Origin of the sequence: Frankia sp. AiPs1, from assembly GCF_023716945.1 — a bacterium.
Lineage (GTDB): Bacteria > Actinomycetota > Actinomycetes > Frankiales > Frankiaceae > Frankia.
Genome location: NZ_JAMQQF010000085.1, coordinates 1 through 17,400 on the forward strand (window position 1 = coordinate 1; position 17,400 = coordinate 17,400).

Sequence of the window (17,400 nt, forward strand, 5' to 3'; positions counted from 1 at the left end):
GCGAGGGTGCGGCCGTCAGCCGGCTGGCCGGCGGCGGGAGTCCACCCGGCCGCCCGCGCCCGGTGCACCGTGCGCGGACCGGACGCGAGCGCCTCGACGCAGCCCCGACCGCCGCACGGGCAGTCCGGTCCGTCGACGTCCACGACGAGGTGACCGATGTGGCCGGCGTTGCCGGAGGTGCCATGGAACAGCCGATCACCCAGCACCAACCCGCCGCCGACGCCGGTCGAGACGGTCACCGCGAGCAGGTTGCGCACGCCCCGTCCCGCCCCGGCCCAGTGCTCACCGGCGACGAGCGCGACGCCGTCGTTGTGGACCAGCACGCCCCGCCCGGGGAACAGCTCGCGCAGCCGGGCGCGCAGCGGAAACGCCCGCCAGGACGGGATGTTCAGCGGCGACACCTCGCCCGCCGGCCATTCCATCGGGCCCGCGCACCCACAGCCGACCCCGGCGATCGCGTCCGCCGCGATCCCGGCGGACGCGAGCACCGCGCCGACGCAGTCCCGCAGCGCGCCGAAGACCTCCTCGGCCGATCCGCCCGCGGCGTCGGAGGGCCGGTGACCGGGCACGGGGCGGCGGGCGGTCGCGAGGATCGTGCCGTCCGCGTCGACGACCGCGGACGCGATCTTGGTGCCGCCGATGTCGACGGCGAGCGCCGGCCCGGCAGCGCGGCCCGTTGTCACCCTCCCGGCCGTCGTCACGGACAGCGACGCCCAGACCCGTGCGGCTGCGACGTCATGGCCATGCCCAGTCCCTCCCACCCGGTCTGACCGCTCACCCGGTCTGACCCCTCACCCGGGCTGACCGCTTCACCTCGCCTGACCGCTCTCCTGGTCTGATCTGTTCATCGATCTGACCTCGTCACCCGGCCGGTGGCCGGCCGGCACCGGTGCATGTTCGTGGTCTTGAGCGTAGACAACACTCGAGGGCAGACAACACTTCAGCGCAGACAACAACGGCCGGGCTCCAGCCTCGTCGGAGACGGGTGGAGGCCCGGCCGTGCCGGTCCGGGGGACCGATCAGCCAGCCTTGCGCTTCTCGATCGCCTCGGTGAGCTGCGGGACGACGTTGAAAAGGTCGCCGACCAGCCCGTAGTCCGCGAACTCGAAAATCGGCGCCTCGGGGTCCTTGTTGACGGCGACGATCGTCTTGGACGTCTGCATTCCGGCCCGGTGCTGGATGGCACCGGAGATGCCGACCGCGATGTAGAGCTGCGGCGACACCGTCTTGCCGGTCTGGCCGACCTGGTTCTGGTGCGGGTACCAGCCGGCGTCGGTCGCGGCACGCGAAGCGCCGACGGCCGCGCCGAGGGTGTCGGCCAGCTTCTCCACCAGCGCGAAGTGCTCCGCGGCACCGAGACCGCGGCCGCCGGAGACGACGACCTGGGCCTCGGTGAGGTCCGGCCGACCGGACTTGGCCTCGACCACCCGGTCGACGATCTTCGCGCCCTTGCCGGCGTCGGAGATCGCGACGTTCACGGTCTGCTCGGCCGGCGTCGACGGCGCGGCCTCGGGGGCCGTGGAGTTCGGCCGGACGACGACCACCGCGACGCCCTTGGTGACCTTCGAGGTGACGATCGTCGAACCGCCGAAGATCCCCTGGGTGGCGACCAGGTCCGTGGACAACGCGGTGGCGTCCCAGATCAGGCCGGACTCGGTCTTCGCGGCGACCCGGGCCGCGACCTCACGGGAGTCCGCGGTGGCCGCGACCAGCACGGCCGCCGGTGACGCCTCGCCGACCAGGTTGGCCAGCACCTCCGCCGCCGGTCCGCCGACGTAGCTCGCGATGTCGTCCGACTCCGCGACGTACACCTTGGCGGCGCCGTACTGGGCGAGGTACTCCTTGGCCTTCGCGTAGGTGCCCGGGGCACCGAGGAAGACCGCGGACGGCTCACCGAGTGTGCGGGCGAGCGTCAGCAGCTCGGCGGTGACCTTCTTGGGTTCACCGTCGGCGTGCTCGACGAGTACGAGAACTTCAGCCATCGAACAGACCCCTCAGATGAGCTTCTGCGCGGCGAGGAACTCCGCGACCTTCGTTCCGCCGTCGCCCTCGTCCTTGACGATCGTCCCGCTCGAACGCGGCGGGGCGGCCTCCGACGTGACGACCGCCGAGGCGGCGCCCGCGAGGCCGACCGCGGCGCCGTCGAGCCCGGCGTCAGCGGCGGACAGCGTCGTCAGCGGCTTCTTCTTGGCCGCCATGATGCCCTTGAACGAGGGGTAACGCGGCTGGTTGATCTTCTCGACGACCCCGACGACCACCGGCAGGCTCGCCTCGACGAGGGCGTAGCCGTTGTCGGCGAGTCGCTCGATCGTCACCTTGCTCGCGCCCGGGTCCACCGTGACCTTGCGGGCCTGGGTGAGCTGAGGCAGCCCGAGGCGCTCCGCCAGCAGGGCACCGATGACGCCGCCACGGGCGTCCGAGGCCTCGGAGGAGGTGATGACGATGTCCGGGGACAGCGTCGAGATCACCTTTGCCAGTGCCGCGGAGGTCGCCAGCGCGTCCGACCCGTGCAGCGAGTCGTCCGTGAGGTGAACGGCCTTGTCCGCGCCCATCGACAGGGCCTTGCGGATCGTCTCGACCGCCTTGGCCGGCCCCATCGTGACGACGGTGACCTCGCCCCCGTGCGCTTCCTTGATCTTCAGGGCCTCTTCGACCCCGTACTCGTCCATCTCGTTCATGACGTTGTCGACGCTCTTGCGGTCGACGGTCTTGTCCGCGGCGTCGAGCTTCTTCTCCGCCCAGGTATCGGGAACCTGCTTGACGGTAACGACGATGTTCACGCCTTGGGGCCTCCGTAGCCAACATCCGATGTCAGTGCTCTTGACATCGTCGCATCTGGGGCGCTCACACGCCCGATGATCGGCGGCGTGACGCGGACCGCACTGTGCCCCTGACCTGGACAGCCGGCTCGGGATGGGTTTCGACTACACGCCGTCACCAAGACTAGTCCGTGCGCCCCGCTGCAGCCATACCCCGCGGTGGGCGCACCACGCCCGGCCAGTTCCCCCCAGAGCGGGACAAGGTCTCCTCGCCGACATTACTTTGCGGGCCATTTTTCCGATCCGGCCTCAAATGCACGTGCACAAGTGCCATGCAGGTGCATGAGCAGATGACTTGATCTCACATTCCGTGACGTTGCCAGGAAGCCATCCCCGGCCGCCGGCACGACACCAGAGGCATCAGTCCCGGCTACGCGTGCAATGCGGCCGGGTTGTGCACACCCCCTTCCCTTGCTAGTGACCGTTCCACTACTTTCTGACTAAGGCGGTGTGCGCGGTCGGGCCGCCGCTGACTTAGGTTGACCTAACTTCGACGGGGGACAGATGTCGAATACGCCGCCGGAAAATCCCGCACCCACCTCCCCCTTCGCGCGTCTGCTGCGCGAGGCCGGGGTATCGGACACCAGGTTCGCCTGTCAGGTGAACGCCCGCGCTCGCCAGCAGCGCAAGATCGAACTCGGCCTGGCAAGGACGACGGTCGGTCACTGGCGACGGGGCATGCGCCCGCGCGACCCGATGGTCGCCGAGCTGGCAGCCGCCGAGATGTCGGCTGCGCTGGGCTATCCCGTCCTGCCCGCCGACCTCGGCTGGCGCGGGGAGTCCTACAGCCACGACGACCTGGGGCTGAGCGGGGCGAACGCACCCGTCGAGACCCTGCGCACCCTCGCCGGACTATCGGGAAGAGACATGCGGCGACGTGACCTTCTCCACGATGGAACCGCCTTCATCGCATCCGCCTTCGCCGAGCCGGTGCTCTCCAGCCTCACCGGCGTCGTCGACCGGATCGTCGGCGCGCCACCACCGGTCGCGGGCGGCGGCGCGCTGATCCGCGACGTGACCGAGAACTTCCGCAAGCTCGACGCCAAGTTCGGCGGCAGCGAGATCCGCCCCCAGGCGGTCAGCTTCCTGCACGACCAGACCCGGGCCGCCCGCGACAACCGCCCCAACCCGGACCTGTTCAGCGCCCTGGCGGAGCTGACCCAGTTCTGTGGCTGGCTCGCCCAGGACGGCCAGCGGGAGGCGCTCGCCCAGCGCTACTACATCCAGGCCCTCAGCCTCGCCGAGCACGCCGACGACGCGATGCTCGCCGGGCGGATCCTGTCCGGCATGAGCGACCAGGCCGCCCAGCTCGGCCATCCGCGCCAGAGCCTGGCGCTGGCCCGGGCCGCCCTGCGCCGGTCGTGGCGGCACTCCACCAGCGCGGTGCGGGCCATGCTCTACGACAAGAACGCCTGGGCGCTGGCCCGCAACCGCGACGAGTCCGGGTGCCTGCGGGCCCTGGACGACATGGACGAGGCCATCGCCCGCGACGACGGGGCCGGACCGTCCTGGGCCGGCCACTACAACGCCGGCGACGCCGCCGAGTGCCGCGGCCACTGCCTGCTGCTGCTGGAGCGGCCGCGCGAGGCGGCGGACATGCTCGTCGAAGCGCGCACGCTGCAGGGCGCGGCCCGTGCGCGGACCCGCAGCTACGCCGAGGCCGACCTGGCACTGGCCTACCTGCGCCGGCCGGCGGCGGAGCTGGAGGGCGCCCTGGAGGCGGCCTACCGGGCCGTCGCCGTCGCCGGGCAGGTCTCCTCGCAACGGATCGCGACGAAACTGGCCGAGCTCGACGAGGAATTCGGCAAGCACCCGACCGTCGCGTCGCGGGAGTGGCGCGAACAGGCCCGCCCGCTGCTCCCGGCCACCTCCGCCGCCTAGCCCTCCGACGCCGAGCCTTCCGACGCCTAGCCCTCCGGCGCCAGGGGGCCACTCGGCGTGACCCCTCCCCATGGGACGCACTCCTGCGGCCCGCCTCGCGACGGCCCGGCGCTCCCGCCGGGCCGCGTGGGGGCCCCCGCCAGGTCACGCGGGTCACCCACCGCTCGGATGCCCCGGCGCGCCGGGCACTCTGGGATGGTGACATCCGCGCAGGAGTCCGGCCGCACGGCACCGGACGCCAAGACCGACACCGGACCGGGCGACATCCCGGTCGCCGCCCCCGAGCCCAGGGCCCGACCGGCCTTCCGGGTCGGCACCGCCATCACGGTGATCGCCTGGGTGGTCGCCGCGGGCCTCGCCCTGCTCGCCCTCGGCCGGCTGGTGCACCTCGACGACGGCCTCGACTGGCCCTACTCGGCGATCAACGCCGTCACCCCGCTGCTCTACCTGCCGGCCTACGCCACGCTCGCCGTGGCCTTCGCCCTGCGCCGCAACCTGCTGCTGATCCTTTCGGTCGTGCTGGTCGCCGTCCACCTGTTCTGGTCGGTGCCCGAGGTGCTCCCGGGCGGCGCCGAGGACGCGCCCCAGGGATCGGCCAGACTGCGGATCATGTCGGCGAACCTGCTGTACCGCAACGCCCACGCCGACCGGCTCGGCGCGCAGATCCGCTCGGCCAACCCCGACGTGCTCATCCTCGTCGAGCTTTCACCGCTGACGCTGTCCCGGGTGAACGCCTCCGGCGCCCTGGCCGGCTTCCGGTACCGGGAGGTGCACCCGGACGACGGCGCGTTCGGCGCGGCGATCTACTCCCGGTTCCCGCTGCGCGACGCCGCCGCCCCGATCGTCGGCGGGTCGATGTCGCTGCGGGCCACCGTCGAGGTCGACGAGAACCGCCGCTTCGTGATGTACGCGGTGCACACCATCTCGCCGACGTCCGGCTCGTACACCAACCGGTGGCGCACCCAGCTCACCGCCCTGCGCCACGAGGCCCAGCACGCCACCCTGCCGGTGGTCATGGCCGGCGACTACAACGCCACCCGCGACCACCGGCCGCTGCGCAGGCTCGTCAGCGCCGGGGTCCGCGACGCGCACGACGTCGTCGGCGGCGGGTGGGAGCCCACCTGGAACGCCCGCTCCGTGCTGCTGCCGCCGGTGCTGCGCATCGACCACGTGCTGACCTCGCCGGCCTTCGCGGTCACCGGCTTCCAGGTCGGCCACGACTTCGGCAGCGACCACCTCCCGGTGATCGCCGACCTGGCCATGCGGTAACCCCCGGATGGCGCCTTCGGCGCAATCCGGGGGGTAAGCCCCAGATGGCGCCTTCGGCGCAATCCGGGGACCCCTACCATCGGGCGCCGTTCGGGGTCTCCGTCGGATCGCCTCCGGCGATCCTCCTGGAGTATGGATTCAGCGGGGTCAGCGGCCGGTGAAGTCCGCTTTGCCGGGGCCGTGGGCGAGGAAGGACTCCATGCCGATGCGGCGGTCCTCGGTGGCGAACAGGCCGGCGAACAGGGCGGCCTCCAGGCGCAGGGCCTCGGAGAGGGCGAGCTCCGAACCGTCGTCGACGGCCTGCTTCGCCGCCGCCAGCGCCATCGCGGGGCCGGCCGTGTACCGCCCGGCGATCTCCCGGGCGCGGTCGAGGACCTCGGCCGCGGGGACCACGACGTCGGCCAGGCCGATCTCGGCGGCCTCGTCGGCACGCACCTGCCGGCCGCTGAAGATGAGGTCCTTGGCCCGCGCCGGGCCGATCAGCCGCGGCAGGCGCTGCGTCCCACCGGCCCCCGGGATCACCCCGAGCAGGATTTCCGGCTGGCCGACCTTCGCGTTGTCGGCGAACACCCGCACGTCGGCGCACAGCGCAAGTTCCAGCCCGCCGCCGAGGGCGTAGCCGGTGACCGCCGCGACCACCGGCTTCGGGATGCGGGCGACCACCTCGAAGGTGGAGTTGAGGTCGCCGACCCAGGCCGACGCCTGCGCGTACCCCATCGGCGCCATCTGCCTGATGTCCGCGCCGGCGGCGAAGACCTTCTCGCCCCCGTAGATGACCACCGCCCGGATCGCCGGGTTGCGGGTCGCCTCGACGGCGGCCGCCCGCAGGTCGGCGGCGACGCCGGAGTCCAGCGCGTTCATCGGCGGCCGGTCCAGCCGGATGGTGCCGATCCCGCCGTCGACCTCGAGCCGCACGACGCTCATCCAGGGTCCTCCCGCTCTGGCCCGCGCCCGGGCGGGCGGGGCGTGGCGACTCCCAGCCGGCCGCGGCGATCGTGTGCCGGGCCGACCGCCGCCCGCCCTGGTCGTCGGTCGCTCCAGGGGTGGGTCGCGGCGGCCGGCCGGGTCCGATCGTGCTGCGGATCAGTGGGGTCGGAGGTCACGATAGGCCGACCGACGCTGATCTTCCTGCGATCGCGACGGCGGGGGCGGGCGGGATGGAGCCGCCCGATCGGCCCACCGGGGGTGGGAGCGTCCGTTAACGTCACCGAGGTGTCCGACGCAGGCGGCAGCACCCGCGCATCCCATCCGTCATCCCGCTCGGGCGGCGGCCTGCACCCTGGCCGGCCCGGCCCGCTCGGGGTGAGCTGGGACGGCGCCGGAGTCAACATCGCCGTCGCCGCCCCCGGCGCCGAGGCAATCGAGTTCTGCCTGTTCGACGACGCCGACCGGGAGTCCCGCCACCGGCTGCCGGAACGCGACGGCGAGGTGTGGCACGGCTACCTGCCCGGCGTCGGCCCGGGGCAGCGCTACGGCCTGCGCGCGCACGGCCCGTACGACCCGGGCCGGGGCCAGCGCTACAACCCGGCGAAGCTGCTGGTCGACCCGTACGCCCGGCTGCTGACCGGGGCGCTGCGGCCCGATCCGGCCATCTACGGGTTCGGCGGCGGCGACCCCTACGGCTACGAGCCGGACGCGCGGGACTCCGCCCCCTTCGTGCCCCGCTGCGTCGTCGCCGGCCCCACCCGCCGGGACGGTACTCGCCGCCGGGGCAGGGGCCGGCACCCCGCGGACAACAGGCCCGCCATCCCGTGGTCCCAGACCGTTCTGTACGAGGCGCACGTGCGTGGCTTCACCCGCCTGCACCCGGGCGTGCCGGCCCGGCTGCGCGGCACCTACGCGGGGCTGGCCCATCCCGCCGTGGTCGACCACCTGCACCGGGTGGGCATCACCGCGCTCGAACTCCTGCCGGTGCAGGCCTCGGTCTCCGAGCCGGCGCTGCTCGAACGCTCGAGGATCAACTACTGGGGTTACAACACCCTGGGGTTCTTCGCGCCGCACCCCGCGTACGCGGCGACCGGCGATCCGATCGGCGAGTTCCAGACGATGGTGGCGACGCTGCACGCCGCCGGCATCGAGGTGATCCTCGACGTCGTCTACAACCACAGCGCCGAGGGCAGTGAACGCGGCCCGACGCTGTCCCTGCGCGGCCTGGACAACGCGACCTACTACCGGGTGGAACCGACGGACCCGCGGCGCTATCGCGACGTGACCGGCTGCGGCAACACCCTCAACATGACCTCGCCGCACGTGGTCAAGTTGATCTGCGACTCCCTGCGTTACTGGGTCAACGAGATGGGGGTCGACGGTTTCCGCTTCGACCTGGCCACCGCGCTGGCCCGCAACCCCGACGCCTTCGATCCCACCGCCGGCCTGCTGACGGCGATCCACGCCGACCCGCTGCTGTCGTCGGTGAAGCTGATCGCCGAGCCGTGGGACGTCGGCTGGGGCGGCTATCAGGTGGGATCGTTCCCGGCTCCGTGGGCGGAGTGGAACGGGCGCTTTCGCGACACGGTCCGGGACGTGTGGAACGGGCGGAGCAGCGGGGTCGCCGACCTCGGCTACCGGGTGACGGGCTCGTCCGACCTGTTCGAACACGGTGGTCGGCGGCCGTGGGCGTCGGTGAACTTCGTCACCGCCCACGACGGCTTCCCCGTGGCCGACCTGGTCTCCTACGCGGAGAAGCACAACGACGCCAACGGCGAGGGCAACCGGGACGGAGAGTCGGACAACCGCTCGTCGAACTACGGCGCGGAGGGCCCGACCGACGACCCGACGATCCTGTCCACCCGCCGCCGGGTGCGCCGCGGCCTGCTGGCGACCCTGCTGTTGTCGGCCGGAGTGCCGATGCTGCTGGCCGGCGACGAGTTCGGCCGGTCCCAGGGCGGCAACAACAACGCCTACTGCCAGGACAACCCCGTGTCCTGGCTGGCCTGGCCGGGCTCCGAACCCAGACCCAGGTCCGAAGCCAGGGCCAGGTCCGAGCCCAGGGCCGAGGCCGGCCCCGGTGCCGGGGCTGCCGGGCGCGACCCCGCCGGACCGGACGCGGCCCTGCTACGCCTGGTCAGCGGTCTGATCTCGCTGCGTCGCCTTGAGCCGGCGCTGCGCCGCGAGGTGTTCTTCCACGGCGGTGAGTCGGCCCCCGGGCAGCTCGCGGACATCACCTGGTTCCGGGCCGACGGGCAGGTGATGTCCACGGCGGACTGGAACGCGCCGAAGGTCGTCACGCTGGTCGCCCACATCGCCGCGGGCACCCCCCCGAGTGCCGTCTCGGGCGCTGTCGCGGGCGCCGCCTCGGACGCCGCCGCGGAAACCGGACGCGACGGTGGGTGCACGCCCGGCCTGCTGGGCGTGATCCACCCCGACGGCGCGGACACCGCCGTCACCCTGCCCGCGGCGCCGTGGGCCCAGCGCTACGACCTACTACTCGACACCGCCGACGAGGACCTCGCCGGTTTCCCGGCGACCCTGGCCGACCCACGCCGGACCCTGCTGCCCGGCGCCGTCGTGCCCGTCCGCGCCCGCAGCGTTCTCCTGCTGCGGGCGCATCCCCCGGCCTGACCACCGGTTCGACGGTCCAGGGGCGGGCGACGGTCCAGGGGCGGGCGACGGGTCTAGGGGCGGGCGACGGGTCTAGGGGCGGGCGACGGGTCTAGGGGTTGGCGACGGGTCTAGGGGTTGGCGACGAGGCCCAGCTCGGCGACGCTGGCGGTGAGGCGGTGGCGGGGCAGCACTCGCACGGTGTAGCCGAACGGTCCGGTGCGGCCGAGCGGGATCGTGCCCTCGTAGCGGGGGCCGCCCTCGCCCTCGCCGGCGAGCTGCAACGACAGCACCTCGGGGGCGAGGATCCGGTCGGTCTGGTCGATTCGGCCGTAGGAGGCGAGGACGTCGACATCGTCGGGAGCCAGCCCGCCGAGGTCGATCGTCGCCCGCACCACCAGCGACTGGCCCACCTGAGGGGTGTCACCGAGCCCGGCGGAGTCGACGTTGAGCACCCGCACCCCCGACCAGGCGGCGCGGACCCGGCTCTTCCAGGCCGCGAGGTCGCGGGCGCCGGCCGAGCCGTCGGCGGCGGCGGTCCGGGCGGAGACGCCGGCCGGCACGTAGTACCGCTCGACGTACTCCTGCACCATCCGGCTGGCCAGCACCTGCGGGCCGAGGCTGGACAGGGTGTGCTTGACCATCGCCGTCCAGCGCCGCGGGGCGCCGTCGCCGGCGTCGCGGTCGTAGAACCGCGGGGCGACGGTGTTCTCCAACAGGTCGTACAGGGCGGCGGACTCGATGTCGTCACGCCGGTCCGGGTCCTCGACGCCGTCGGCGGTCGGGATCGCCCAGCCGTTCTGGCCGTCGAACATCTCGTCCCACCAGCCGTCCCGGATGGACAGGTTGAGGCAGCCGTTGAGCGCCGCCTTCATCCCGGACGTGCCGCACGCCTCCAGCGGGCGCAGCGGGTTGTTCAGCCAGACGTCCGAACCGGAGTACAGGAACCGCGCCATGCCGATGTCGTAGTCGGGCAGGAACACGATGCGCGCGCGCACGGCCGGGTCGTCGGCGAACTGGACGATCTGCTGGACGAGCTGCTTGCCGCCGTCGTCCGCGGGGTGGGCCTTGCCGGCGATGACCATCTGGATCGGCCGCTGCGGGTGCAGCAGCAGCCGGCGCAGCCGCTCGGAGTCGCGCAGCATCAGCGTGAGCCGCTTGTAGGACGGCACCCGGCGGGCGAAGCCGATGGTCAGCACGTCGGGGTCGAAGACGGACTCGATCCAGTCGAGTTCGCCGGGGGCGGCGCCGCGCTCCAGCCAGGAGGCGCGCACCCGGCGGCGAACCTCGCCGACGAGCCGCTCCCGCAACTGGCGCCGGGTGGCCCAGACGACCTCGTCGGGCAGGGTCGAGATCTTGGCGAAGCCGGCCGCGTCGTCGGCGAGCAGGCCGGGACCGGGCTGGCGGTCGGCCAGCTCGATGACCGCCCGCGACACCCAGGTCGGGGCGTGCACGCCGTTGGTCACCGAGCCGATCGGCACCTCGGCGGAATCGAACCCGGCCCACAGACCCGCGAACATCTCCCGGCTGACGATGCCGTGCAGCTTGCTCACGCCGTTCGAGCGCTGGGCGAGGCGCAGGCCCATGTGCGCCATGTTGAACACGTTCGGGTCGGATTCGACCCCGAGCTCCAGGATTCGTTCGGCCGGCACGCCGGGCCAGGAGTTGTCCCCGCCGAAGTGGCGGGCGACGAGGTCGCGGGGGAAGCGGTCGATGCCGGCGGGCACCGGGGTGTGCGTGGTGAACAGCGTGCCGGCGCGGGCGGCCTCCAGCGCCTCGTCGAAGCTGAGCCCGGTCTCGACGAGCTCGCGGATCCGCTCCAGGCCGAGGAAGCCGGCGTGGCCCTCGTTGGTGTGGTAGACCTCCGGCGTCGGCGTGCCGGTGACGGCCGCGTAGGCGCGCAGCGCCCGGACGCCGCCGATGCCCAGCAGCATCTCCTGCAGCAGCCGGTGGTCGGTGCCACCGCCGTAGAGCCGGTCGGTCACCCCCCGCTCGGCCGGCTGGTTGTCCTCGACGTCCGAGTCGAGCAGCAGCAGCGGAACCCGGCCGACCTGCGCCTTCCAGATCTGGGCGTGCAGGGTGCGGCCCTCGGGCAGCCCGACGGCCACCTTCACCGGCACGCCGGCGGCGTCGGTGAGCTGGGTCAGCGGCAGCCCGTGCGGGTCGATGCCCGGGTAGCGCTCCTGCTGCCAGCCGTCGCGCGACAGGGACTGGACGAAGTAGCCCGCCCGGTAGAGCAGCCCCACGCCGATGATCGGCACACCGAGGTCGCTGGCGGTCTTGAGGTGGTCGCCGGCGAGGATGCCGAGCCCACCGGAGTACTGCGGCAGCACCTCGGTGATGCCGAACTCCGGCGAGAAGTACGCGATCGCCGCCGGCGCGCCCGACAGCTGCTGACGCTGGTACCACAGGTCGGCCGAGAGGTAGTCCTGGAGATCGTCCGCGATGGCGGTGAGCCGGCGCACGAAGCGGCGATCCGCGGCGAGCGCGACGAGCCGATCATGATCGACCTCGCCGAGCAGGCGTACCGGGTCACCCTTGGTGGCCCGCCAGAGCTCGGGATCGACCGACTCGAACAGGTCCAGCGTCTCGGGGTGCCAGGACCAGCGAAGATTCAGGACAAGTTCCCCCAGTGGAGCAAGCTGCTCGGGGAGCTGCGCACGGACGGTGAACCGTCGTAGGGCTCTCACGAAGACGTGAGCCTAGAGGAGTGCACGTGACATGGGCGCACCCGGGTTCGACCGGCAGGTTACGTTCTCCGAACAACTCGCTGCCCGGCCCAACGATCGGTCGGAATCCTCCGGAATTGCACTCCTGAGACGGGCCGGTCCTGCTACTCGTCGTCGGGCGCGGCGGCCACCTTCGCGGCGAGGGCGGACATGACCGCGGGGTCCCGCAGGGTCGTGACGTCGCCGAGCTCCCGGCCCTCGGCGACGTCCCGCAGCAGGCGGCGCATGATCTTGCCGGAGCGGGTCTTCGGCAGGTCGTCGGCCCAGACGATCCGCCGCGGCCGGGCCAGCTTGCCGATGCGCCGGGCGACATGCTCGCGCAGCTCGGCCTCGACGGCGGGGTCGCCGACCCGCTCGCCCGTCAGCGTCACGAACGCGACGATCGCCTGGCCGGTCTGCTCGTCGGCCTGCGCGACGACGGCGGCCTCGGCCACGGCCTCGTGGGCGACGATCGCCGACTCGACCTCGGCGGTGGACAGGCGGTGCCCGGAGACGTTGATGACGTCGTCGATCCGGCCGATGATCCAGAAATAGCCGTCGGCGTCGAGCCGGGCCGCGTCGCCGACCACGTAGGTCGTCGGGCCGAAGCGGGAGAAGTACGTTTCGACGAAGCGCTCGTCGTCCTTGTACAGGGTGCGCAGCATCGACGGCCACGGCTGCGTGATCACCAGTATGCCCGTTCCCTCCGTGACGGGCCGGCCGTCCTCGCCCAGCAGCGCCGGGCTGATTCCGGGCAGTGGCTTCGTCGCCGACCCCGGCTTGGTCGCGGTGGCCCCCGCCAGCGGCGCGATGAGCACCGACCCGGTCTCGGTCTGCCACCAGGTGTCGACGATCGGGCAGTGCCCGCCCCCGATCACCAGGTGGTACCACAGCCACGCCTTCGGGTTGATCGGCTCGCCGACCGTGCCGAGCACCCGCAGCGAGGACAGGTCGTGGCGGGCGGGGTACTGCGCGCCCCACTTCATGCAGGTGCGGATCGCCGTCGGCGCCGTGTAAAAGACGGTGACCTTGTACTCCTCGACGATCCGCCACCAGATGTCGTGGTCCGGATAGTCCGGGGCGCCCTCGAACATCACGCTGGTGACGCCGTTGGACAGCGGTCCGTACACGATGTAGGAGTGGCCGGTGATCCAGCCGACGTCGGCGGAGCACCAGTAGACGTCGGTCTCCGGATCGAGGTCGAAGACCGTTCGCAGCGTGTAGGTCGCCCCGAGCAGATAACCCGCAGTGGTGTGCAGGATGCCCTTCGGTTTCGCCGTCGACCCGGAGCTGTACAGGATGAACAGCGGGTGCTCCGCGGGCAGGCCGACCGCCGGGCAGGTCGGATCGGCGGCGGCGAGCAGCTCGTCGTACCAGACGTCGCGGCCGGCGGTCATCGGCACCTCGGCGGCGTTCTCCCCCGGGCCGCGGACCACCACGATGTGCTCCAGCGCCGGCAGATCGCCGAGCTCGGCGTCGACGGCGGCCTTCACCGGCGCCCGGCGCCCCTTGCGCCGCGCCCCGTCGACGGTGATGAGCACCTTGGCGTCGGAGACCTCCATCCGCTCCCGGACCGCGGACGGCGCGAAGCCGCCGAAGACCACATTGTGGACCGCGCCGATCCGGGCGCAGGCCAGCATTGCCGCGGCCACCTCGGGGATCATCGGCAGGAAGATGCCGACGACGTCCCCGGCCCGCACCCCGAGGGACAGCAGACCGTTCGCCAGCCGCTCGGTCTCGGCCAGCAGGTCGGCGTAGGTGACGTCCCGGTGCTCGCCCTCCTCGCCGCGCCAGTGGAACGCGACCCGCTCGCCCCGGCCGGCGTCGACATGGCGGTCCAGGCAGTTGGCCGACAGGTTCAGCTCACCGTCGGCGAACCAGGTGTAGAACGGCGGGTTCGTGTCGTCGAGCACCTGGCTGAACGGCTTGTCCCAGCTGAGCAGCTCGCGGGCGGCAGCGGCCCAGAACGCCTGCGGGTCCGCCGCTGCGGCTCGGCGATCCGGCTCCACGGGGCGACGTCGGGTGAATCCGACCGGCGGGTCGAAGCTCTCCACCGACAGCAGGCCCGCCAGCGTGGCCTCCAGATCGGTCGTGACGTTCGGACCGGGCGTGATGTCCGGACCGGGCGTGATGTCCGGACCGGGCGTGGCGCTCTGGTCGGCCGCGGCGCGCACGCCCGGATCGGTGGTCACGGTTCCTCCTGGACGAACGCTGTCTGGACGAAACGGTGTGTGGCGGGACACCTACCCCAGTGTACCACGAAGACCGCTCGCCGCCCAGGATCACACCGGGGCGGCGGGAGTCGGATCCGGCCGGTCCGCGCGCACCCGGTCGAGCAACGCCGCCAGCACCTGTTCGCCCGCGACCGCCCCCGCGCCGGCGGTGACGGCGACGTTCGGCGCCGACCAGCCAAGGTCGTGCAGCTCACCGTGGGCGGGCCGGACGGCGGCATCGGCCGCGAGCAGCATCGGAATGTCCAGGACCGAGTCACCGGCGGCCAGCAGGGTCGCCGTCCCGGCCCGGCGCACCACCTCGTCGACGGCCCGCTGCTTGGTCAGCACAATCGGCACCAGGTACACCTTGCGGCCCTGCACCGACACCGACCAGCCACCCGCCCGGGCCGTCGCGGTGACGTCGGTCAGGTCCGGGATGGCGGGCCGGTCGTGGGCGACGAGGTAGACGAACAGGTCGTCGGCGGCGCGGACGGTCCGGGCCCAGCCGCCGGCGGCGAACCGTTCGGCCAGCGCCAGCACCTCGGCCAGCGGCGCGCAGGCGCCGGCCACCTCCGCCGCGATCCCGGCCGCCCACACCGGGTCCGGGACGCCATCGACGAGCAGGTGCCCGCCGTTGGCCGCGATCGCGTACCGGGGCCGAATCCCCAGCTCGACGCGGCGGTACTGGGCGAGCGTGCGGGTGGTGACGGGGACGACGACGGCGCGGCGGTGCAGCTCGGCCAGCAGCGCGAGCTCCCGGGCCGTCGCGAAGGACAGCGGGGCGCCGTCCAGCCGCTCGACCTCGACCAGCTCGACCTCGGCGTGCTCGGGCGCGGCGCGCTCGGGCTCGACCGGCCCGAACCCGACCGGCCCGGACCCGACCCCGCTGGCCGGCGGCAGCAGCAGCGAACTCCGGGAGAAGATCAGCGTCTTGTCCAGGTCGAGGGCCACCAGGTGGCCGGCTCCGGCCGTCACGAGGCGTCCGAGGGGCCTGCGGGGCCTGGCGGGCCTGAGGGTCCTGAGCGGTCCGGGGGGCCCGAGGGGCCCGGTGAGGGGGCCGAGGGGGCGGGGACCGCCGGGAGGATGTCCGGCAGGTCCGGGACGTCCGGGCGCCAGCGCGCGTTCGGGGTGTGGAACACCGGCGCCGCGCCGACCGGTCGCACCAGCCCCACGCACGAGAACGGCAGGTCGGCCATCTCCTCGACGTCGACGCCGCGGTCAGCGGCCAGCGCCAGGACGTGGGGCAGCTCGTCGACACGATCCGGGGCGACCAGGATGCGCCACGGCACCCGGCGCAGCAGCACCCGGGTGGTCTCGCCGACCCCGGGCTTCACCATGATCACGTCCGGGATGTCGTAGGCGGCGGCTATGCGCTCCACCGCCGCCCAGCCGGCCCAGGTCGGCCGCCGGTCACCCGCCCACAGCCGCGGCCAGGTCTCGGCGACCTCGTCCGCGACCGCGTCGAACTGGGCGACGACCGTGTCGATGAAGTGTCGGGACAGGTCGTGCGGCGCGAGCTCGGCGTAGAACTTCGCGCCGTGGAAGTCGTCCGGGCCGATGTGCTCGGCGTTGAGGACGGTCCGGCTGACCAGCCCGCTGACCGTGGAGTTCAGGCAGGCGCTCGGGATGAGGAAGTCGTCGCGGGTGCCGTACAGCGATACGCACCGGGCCGGATCGGCGAGCACGGCGAGGCTGTCGTCGAGCCCGAGACCCGCGACCGCCTCGCTGAGCACCCGTGTCATCACGCCCTTGCCCGTCCAGCCGTCGACGAACTGGATCGACTCGCGGTCGAAGCGGTCGGTCAGGTAGCGCACGGCGTTCATGTCCACCCCGCGATCCTTGATCACGGAGATGGCATGGTGCGGGGTGTCCAGGCCGTGCCGCCAGCCGTACCAGCGGCGCATCAGGATTCCGACCGGCGTCCCGGCCCGGGCGATCGAGACCAGGACCGGCTCGGGCTTCGTGACCCGGACGAGCTCGGCGACCAGCCCCGTGGCCAACGCCACCCGCCGGGCGGAGCGTTCCAGCGCCTGATGGTAGAGGCGCAGGTAACCGGCGTCGGGCTGGTACTCGACGGGCAGGTCCTCGGAGTAGTGGCGGCCGGACTGCATCGCCTCCTCGCGGTCCTCGGTGGGCCGTTCGAGGTCGACGGCGCTCAGATCGGTGAGCAGGAAGGTGACGTCCGCCGGGTCGTACGAGCCCGAACCGATCGTCCCCACGAGCGCGGGGTCGCCCGGCCGCCCGGCCACCGGCGTCGCCGGCCCGGAACCGGTGGCGCTCATCGGGTCTGCTCCGGCCGGGCCGGGCGGTAGGCGGGCAGGGTGAGCACGGCGACCGGGGCGCAGCGGCGCAGCTCGGCGACGAGGCCCGTCGGGTCGGCGACCGGCGCAGGCGAGGCGGCGTCCGCGCCGGAGTCGACGATCAGGACGATGTCGTCGTACGCGCCGGGCCGGACGTTGTAGACGTGGCTGACCCGGCTCGGGTCGTCCGGCGCCGGGAACGTGAGCGCCGCCCGGATGGCGTAGCCCTCGACGTCGACCGGATGGACCGGCGAGCGGGTCGTCGACTGGTAACGAACGGTGCCACTGCCGGCGGCGGCCAGCGTGTCCGCGATCCGCATCGGGGTGTACATCAGTTCCTCCGTCCCGAGGACGAGTGTGAGGCCGTCCGGCCGGGTCAGTGCCGCGCGCACGGCGGCGGCGACCGGCGCCAGGGCGTCGTCCAGCCGGCGCCGATGGGCCGGGGACCAGCCGTACCGGCCGCCTTCGGGCAGGTCCGCCGGCCAGTCCGGGGCCAGCCACCGAACCGGATGATCAGCCCGGCCAGCCGACGACACATCGGCAGGCGTGGCCACATCGGCAGGCGTGGCCACATCGGCGGTGGGCGGCACCTGGGCGGGCGGCCCGGCGGCGGCGAGGCGGGTGCGGATGCTCGCCGCCCGAGCGGCGATCTCGGCCGGCACCGTGACGG

General features: G+C 73.0%; 12 protein-coding genes. 3 read left to right on the plus strand and 9 right to left on the minus strand.

Annotated features, from left to right (window positions below; all coding sequences use genetic code 11):
• The 3 genes from ND748_RS11130 to ND748_RS11140 all read right to left on the minus strand — a co-directional run.
• The coding region (locus ND748_RS11130) for an ROK family protein (protein WP_251745601.1) at positions 1-683 on the minus strand (683 nt) is incomplete at its 3' end.
• A 336-nt stretch (positions 684-1,019) separates the two neighbouring features.
• Entirely contained in the window at positions 1,020-1,982 is a 963-nt protein-coding gene (locus tag ND748_RS11135) for an electron transfer flavoprotein subunit alpha/FixB family protein (protein WP_251745602.1), read from the minus strand.
• 12 nt (positions 1,983-1,994) lie between these two features.
• The gene (locus tag ND748_RS11140) at positions 1,995-2,780 is read right to left on the minus strand and encodes an electron transfer flavoprotein subunit beta/FixA family protein (RefSeq protein WP_251745603.1); all 786 of its coding nucleotides are present in this window, start codon (positions 2,778-2,780) and stop codon (positions 1,995-1,997) included.
• A 543-nt stretch (positions 2,781-3,323) separates the two neighbouring features.
• Between ND748_RS11140 and ND748_RS11145 the strand changes: the two genes are divergently transcribed.
• On the plus strand, positions 3,324-4,700 hold the full coding sequence (locus tag ND748_RS11145; RefSeq protein WP_251745604.1) for a transcriptional regulator: 1,377 nt from the start codon (positions 3,324-3,326) through the stop codon (positions 4,698-4,700).
• 195 nt (positions 4,701-4,895) lie between these two features.
• A complete protein-coding gene (locus ND748_RS11150; protein WP_251745606.1) occupies positions 4,896-5,969 on the plus strand; it encodes an endonuclease/exonuclease/phosphatase family protein in 1,074 nt (357 codons plus the stop codon).
• Between the two features lie 147 nt (positions 5,970-6,116).
• Here ND748_RS11150 and ND748_RS11155 read toward each other — a convergent pair whose 3' ends face one another.
• On the minus strand, positions 6,117-6,893 hold the full coding sequence (locus ND748_RS11155) for an enoyl-CoA hydratase/isomerase family protein (RefSeq protein ID WP_251745608.1): 777 nt from the start codon (positions 6,891-6,893) through the stop codon (positions 6,117-6,119).
• A 288-nt stretch (positions 6,894-7,181) separates the two neighbouring features.
• On the opposite strand from ND748_RS11155, the gene glgX reads away from it, so the two are divergent.
• Positions 7,182-9,530 (plus strand): glycogen debranching protein GlgX, encoded by a 2,349-nt coding sequence (glgX, locus tag ND748_RS11160; RefSeq protein ID WP_251745609.1) that lies wholly within the window; start codon positions 7,182-7,184, stop codon positions 9,528-9,530.
• A gap of 110 nt (positions 9,531-9,640) precedes the next feature.
• Here the strand turns inward: glgX and glgP are convergent, their stop codons facing one another.
• The 5 genes from glgP to ND748_RS11185 form a co-directional block, all read right to left on the minus strand.
• The gene (gene glgP, locus ND748_RS11165; protein ID WP_251745611.1) at positions 9,641-12,199 is read right to left on the minus strand and encodes an alpha-glucan family phosphorylase; all 2,559 of its coding nucleotides are present in this window, start codon (positions 12,197-12,199) and stop codon (positions 9,641-9,643) included.
• Between the two features lie 143 nt (positions 12,200-12,342).
• Positions 12,343-14,409: an acetate--CoA ligase gene (gene acs / locus ND748_RS11170; RefSeq protein WP_374215895.1), complete on the minus strand. Its 2,067-nt coding sequence runs from the start codon at positions 14,407-14,409 to the stop codon at positions 12,343-12,345.
• A gap of 90 nt (positions 14,410-14,499) precedes the next feature.
• Positions 14,500-15,405, minus strand: coding sequence for a sucrose-6-phosphate hydrolase (locus tag ND748_RS11175; RefSeq protein ID WP_251745612.1), 906 nt, complete (start codon positions 15,403-15,405; stop codon positions 14,500-14,502).
• On the minus strand, positions 15,402-16,712 hold the full coding sequence (locus tag ND748_RS11180) for a cysteine protease StiP family protein (protein WP_251745613.1): 1,311 nt from the start codon (positions 16,710-16,712) through the stop codon (positions 15,402-15,404). Before ND748_RS11180 ends, ND748_RS11175 begins: the two co-directional genes overlap by 4 nt.
• On the minus strand, positions 16,709-17,400 hold a 692-nt coding region (locus tag ND748_RS11185; protein WP_251745614.1), incomplete at its 5' end, for a TRSP domain-containing protein. The genes ND748_RS11180 and ND748_RS11185, both read right to left, overlap by 4 nt.